Here is a 5,219-nt window from a genome sequence, read left to right as displayed (position 1 = left end):
ACTTTTGACTAATTCAGGTGCACTTGTGCTCTTCATTCACGCTTCCCGCCCGCTTTCGGCTAATTCAGGTGCACTTGTGCTCTTCATTCAGACTGCTCAAAGGGATTTATCCCTTTCATTTCGGATCATCCGCCACTTTCTGGTGAATCAAAGGGATTTATCCCTTTGAATATCACATCTCACCACTTACAGCTAACTTTGGAGGAGGAATGAGTAGTGTTGTTGACAGGCTGCAAACTTCACCAATAAATTAGTCATTTCTTTCAGGTGTTCCAATAGTCGAGGTTTCCAGAAGAGTGTGAGGGCAACAATAGGTTAATGAGCGGTTTTCGGTCAGCAGGTTGTGTGCAGCGGGGCATCAGCAGCGGGTATAAGTGGAGGGTTATGAGCATTGAATTAGGGCTACGTGTTGTGAGCTGTGAGTTGCATGTTATGGGCTACGTTTCGTAAGTTGCGTGTAATGAGCTACGTGTGATGAGCTATGTGTGATGAGCTACGTGTGATGAGCTACGTGTGATGAGCTACGTGTGATGAGCTACGTGTGATGAGCTACGTGTGATGAGCTATGTGTGATGAACTGCGTGTTATGAGCCACGTGCATGTGTGATTAACTACATGTGATGAAATGCAGGTTAGTGGCAGCAGAGTACAATATCTTGTAATCTGCTGCCAGCAGCCTGCACCGTTCCTCGCGCAGGCCTACTCCACAGCCGTGAAAAGGAGGCTGCCGCCAGGCCCGGCCTCCGTCTCGGCCGCCCGCCCCCGGCGCACCAGCTCGGCCAGGTGGGCCAGCGCCTCGCTCATGGCGAACCGCATCTGGTGCGCTGTCGCGACCCGGCTGCGGAACAGCCCCTCGCAGACCGCGAACCCGCTCTGCGGTCCGCCTGCGAGCAGCGCGGCTGTAGTATCCAGCCGCTCCTCATGATGCCGGAGCAGGCTGTCCGCCCGCGCCGTGAACCCCGGGAACGGTTCCCGGTGGCCCGGGAACGCCAGCGTAACCCGCAGGCTGCGCAGCTCCTGCAGCCCCTCCAGGAACGTCAGCAGCGGCTGCGGATCGCTGCCCGGCTGCAGGCCGACATTGGGCGAAATCTGCGGCAGCACAGCATCGCCGCAGAGGATCTGCCCGCTGCCGCCGTGGTAGAACGACACATGCCCCGGCGCATGCCCGCCTGTGATAATGGGCTGCCATTTCCGGCTGCCCATCACAAACGGCTCCGCGGCATTGATATAGGTGACCTCAGGCTGCGGGGTCACCTCAGGCAGGAAGCTATCCAGATGCTCCCGGATACCCGCAAGCCACTCCTCCGGCATCCCATGCCGCCGGAAAAAGAGCGGCAGCGCCTCATTCAGAATCGCCGCTTCCCCCCAGGCCAGACCGGCCTCGGCATGCGCCCGTTCGCTCATCCATACCCGCGCTCCGCTGCGGGACTGCATCCAGCCCGCCAGCCCGTAATGGTCGGGATGATGGTGGGTCACCACGATATCCCGCACCTGCGTCCAGGTAAGGCTCAGTGCCTCAAGCACCCCCTGCCAGGCAAGCTCGGCAGCAGGTGTATGCGGGCCTGGATCAATGACCGTAACCCTGCCGTCCTTATCCGGCAGCAGATAGCTGTTAACCTGGCGCAGCGGCAGCCCCATTGGCACCGATACCTGAAGAACTCCGCCGTCCCAAGCTTGAATAATCTCCTTGTTCAACCTTCCTCCGCCTCCTCTAAGCCCTCTCCCTGATGCCATCTCTAAGGTCTACCTCCCATGAAGATCATGCGGGCCGAGGATTCAGCGTTATATTCCTCTTCATCGTAGCCGCCGTGAACAGTATCCAGCCGCAGCCCGGCAGCGGCAAGCATTCTGCGGAAATCCTCCAGCGTGTAGAGCTTTACCCGTTCCTGGCACTTGCGGGCCGGAGCGTTCCCGGCCTTCGAGGTCAGCAGAATATCCTTCTTCACATACCCCTCCTCGATCCGGCGGGTCTCGTCAATCCGAACATCTCCGTCCTCCCGGACCGAATGGGGCACCAAATGGCGGATGACGTAAGCCGGGTTCAGGAAATCAATGATGAACCGGCCCCCCGGCTTCAGCATCCGGCAAATCTCCTTAAGCACCTTAATCTGCTCCTCATCCTCTTCAAAATATCCGAAGGAAGTGAACAAATTGACCACAGCATCGAAGCCGCCCGCAAGCGGAAGCTCCCGCATATCCGATTGCAGCCAGGTAACCTGTTCTGCCCCAGCCTGCGCACGCGCCTCACGCAGCAGCACCTTCGACAGATCCACACCTGTTACTTCATAGCCAGCCTGTGACAGAGCCAGTGAATGGCGGCCCATGCCGCAGCAGAGGTCCAGCACCTTCGCGCCCCGGGGCAGGCCAAGCCACTGGATCATGCTCTCCACCTCATGACGCGCACCGCTGAAATCCCTGTGTCTGTATACAATCAGATAGTCCTCGCCAAAACATTTCTCATACCACTCACTCATCTCTCTTCTAACTCCCTCCATACTCCGCTTCACCGCACGGGCTTATCCCTGTCTCTAATAACGCCTATTGTACCGCCTTTTACTGTAGAAGCCCAGCGAAGTCACAGACCTGCAACACATAATCATTTATTTATAATTAAAGGAACAGGATCACTGTGCGGATAAAAAACGTATGATCTCGCAGCGTATATGTATTCAGTTTTCCGCATAACAAACAGCAGTCCCGGTACTTCCGCCGGGACTGCTGCACATCTCCAGATCCGGTTGTAGGTTCGTTCGCTTAAGCAGAACCCTGATCTAACCGCTGCAGATACACGCGCGCTTCATAAGGGCGTAGCTTCAACTGCTGGAGATCTTCCTCCTTGGCAGGCTCATAATTGGAGATCAGCAGCTCCAGCTTCGCGGCAGTCTGGAATTCCTCCGGCAGCTCGAAGACCGGCTCATGTCCGAAGAAATTCAGAATCACGAGCAGGCGCTGATCCTCCAGCGTCCGGGTATAGGCATAGATTTCGGGATGCTCCTCCAGCAAGAGTCCGTATTCACCATAGACGATGACCTGATGTTTTTTGCGGAGCTGGATCAGCTTCTTATAATAGTTGTAAATAGAGTCCGGGTCCTTGACGCTGCTGGCCGCGTTAATCTCCCGGGAGTTCGAGTTGACCCTGATCCAGGGCGTACCTGTGGTGAACCCGCCTTCCTCACCATCATCCCATTGCATCGGAGTCCGGGCATTGTCACGGCTCTTGGTATGAATCGCGGCCATGATGTCGGCTTCGGGAACACCGGCGTTGCGCTTTTCCTCATAATAGTTCAAGGTCTCCACATCCCGGTAATCATCGATCGACTCGAAGGCTACATTGGTCATACCGATCTCCTCGCCCTGATAAATATACGGTGTGCCTTCAAGCATATGAATGAAGGTGGCGAGCATCTTGGCCGACGGGACCCGGTAGTACAGGTCATCGCCGAACCGCGAGACCGAGCGCGGCTGGTCATGGTTACACAGATAGTTGGCATTCCAGCCCCGGTTATGCAGGACGGTCTGCCAATCGCTGATGATCGCCTTAAGATCTGTCAGCTTCCAGGGCACCACATCCCATTTCCCGCTGCCCGGCGAGGCGGCATCCAGATTCATATGCTCGAACTGAAAGGTCATATTCAGCTCACGGCGTCCGTCACCGACATAATCCAGCGCCTGCTCCGGCCCAAGCCCCGAGGTCTCCCCTACCGTCATGATATCGTAGTAATAGAGCACCTGATCGTGCAGATTCTGCAGCAGGGTATGCACATGATTCAGGTTCGAGAACATGTCATAGGCGCGGACCGTCGGAGTACCGCCAGGATTCAGGGCATCCGGATAGCCCTCTGCCTTCACAATATGGGCAATGGCATCGAAGCGGAAGCCGTCCACCCCCTTCTTCAGCCACCACTGCACCATCTCGTGCAGCTTATCGATGACCGCCGGATTCTCCCAGTTGAGATCGGGCTGGAACCGGGAGTACAGGTGCAGATAATATTCATCCGTCCGGGGGTCCAGCTCCCAGACCGAGCCGCTGAAGTAGGATTCCCAGTTGTTCGGGGGGCCGCCGTTTTTACCTTTGCGCCAGATATAATAGTCCCGCTTGGGATTGTCCTTCGAGCTTCTCGATTCCACGAACCACGGATGTTCATGCGAGGTATGATTCAGCACCAGGTCCATCATCAGCTTCATGCCGCGGGAATGCATCTCACGCAGCAGTTCATCGAAATCCGCCATCGTGCCGAATTCCTTCATAATGTCGCAGTAGTCGCTGATATCATAGCCATTGTCATGGTTCGGGGATTTATAAATCGGGCAGACCCAGATCACATCCACGCCGAGCTCCTGCAAGTAATCAAGCTTCGACAAGATCCCGCGCAGATCTCCAATCCCGTCGCCGTTACTGTCCATGAAGCTAATCGGATAAATCTGGTAGACTACGCTCTCTTTCCACCATTTAGGGTTCAATTCAGACGCCTCCGCTCTTGATTCCTGTTGTATAAGACATTTAATATATCTTAACCATACTCACTGAAGTGAATAACAATTTATTTTAAAGACATGCGCCGCTCCCTTCGCCATCAAGCTGAGAAGAGCCGTCTTTCATTGAGGGATTTCCAACCTTTTGGATCATTGCTGCACAAAAATGCGGGGTACCCGATCGGGTACCCCGTTCCTTTACAAAACCCGCTCTCTATCCAAGCAGTCGGGTCCGTTTTAACCGGCTATGCAAGCTGTTTAATTACAATCGAAGCATTCACATTGGCTTGCGTCCCTCCAGCCAGCGTCTGCAATGTGACAGCAGCAGCCGAGCTGTGGTTCCGAAGCGTCAGTACATCTCCAGAGGACAAGGCAAGGATAGCTTGCCCAGTGTTCTGCTGGGTTCCTGCACCTGAACCGTAGACTGTTCCCGGAACCTGCGCCCCGTTCACGAATAATGCAAATTGGCTGGGCTCCACTCCGGACACGGAGAAATTAACCTCATAACTCCCTGCACTAGTTACCGAAATTGTAGTTGTACCAGGGGCATGTGTAATCCCGGGGGTCAGCAGTCCGTTCGTATCAAAAGACACATCTGCCTCAATCGGCACTACCTGCGCGCCAAGGTTATAGACGTAACCGAACTGGGCAATTCCTCCCGCTGCCCCTGTAGCACCTGCGGGCCCTGCTGTGCCCGTAGCACCGGTTGCCCCCGCTGGCCCGGCAGCTCCCGTTGCACCGGCTGG

4 protein-coding genes are annotated in these 5,219 nt (G+C 55.6%); all 4 read right to left on the bottom strand.

The genetic code is table 11. From position 1 onward, the window contains the following. Positions 1–699 precede the first annotated feature (699 nt). On the bottom strand, positions 700–1,695 hold the full coding sequence (locus tag C162_RS27615) for an MBL fold metallo-hydrolase (RefSeq protein WP_051493978.1): 996 nt from the start codon (positions 1,693–1,695) through the stop codon (positions 700–702). 41 nt (positions 1,696–1,736) lie between these two features. Next, complete coding sequence (locus tag C162_RS27610) at positions 1,737–2,474, bottom strand: class I SAM-dependent methyltransferase (RefSeq protein WP_036699931.1); 738 nt, start codon at positions 2,472–2,474, stop codon at positions 1,737–1,739. Positions 2,475–2,754: 280 nt separating this feature from the next. Next, positions 2,755–4,461, bottom strand: coding sequence for a glycoside hydrolase family 13 protein (locus tag C162_RS27605; RefSeq protein ID WP_036699929.1), 1,707 nt, complete (start codon positions 4,459–4,461; stop codon positions 2,755–2,757). A gap of 257 nt (positions 4,462–4,718) precedes the next feature. Then, a partial coding sequence (locus C162_RS36420; RefSeq protein ID WP_036699925.1) for a BclA C-terminal domain-containing protein occupies positions 4,719–5,219 on the bottom strand: 501 nt, incomplete at its 5' end.

The sequence above is a fragment of the Paenibacillus sp. FSL R7-269 genome, from assembly GCF_000517865.1.
In the GTDB taxonomy this organism is placed as follows: Bacteria; Bacillota; Bacilli; order Paenibacillales; family Paenibacillaceae; genus Paenibacillus_AQ.
Note: the sequence above shows the minus strand (reverse complement) of the source record. Positions and strands in the feature narration are given on the sequence as shown.

Coding starts and splice junctions, on each gene's coding strand:
- C162_RS27610 (WP_036699931.1), bottom strand. CDS start 2,474: ATGAGTGAGTGGTATGAGAAATGTTTTGGCGAGGACTATCTGATTGTA.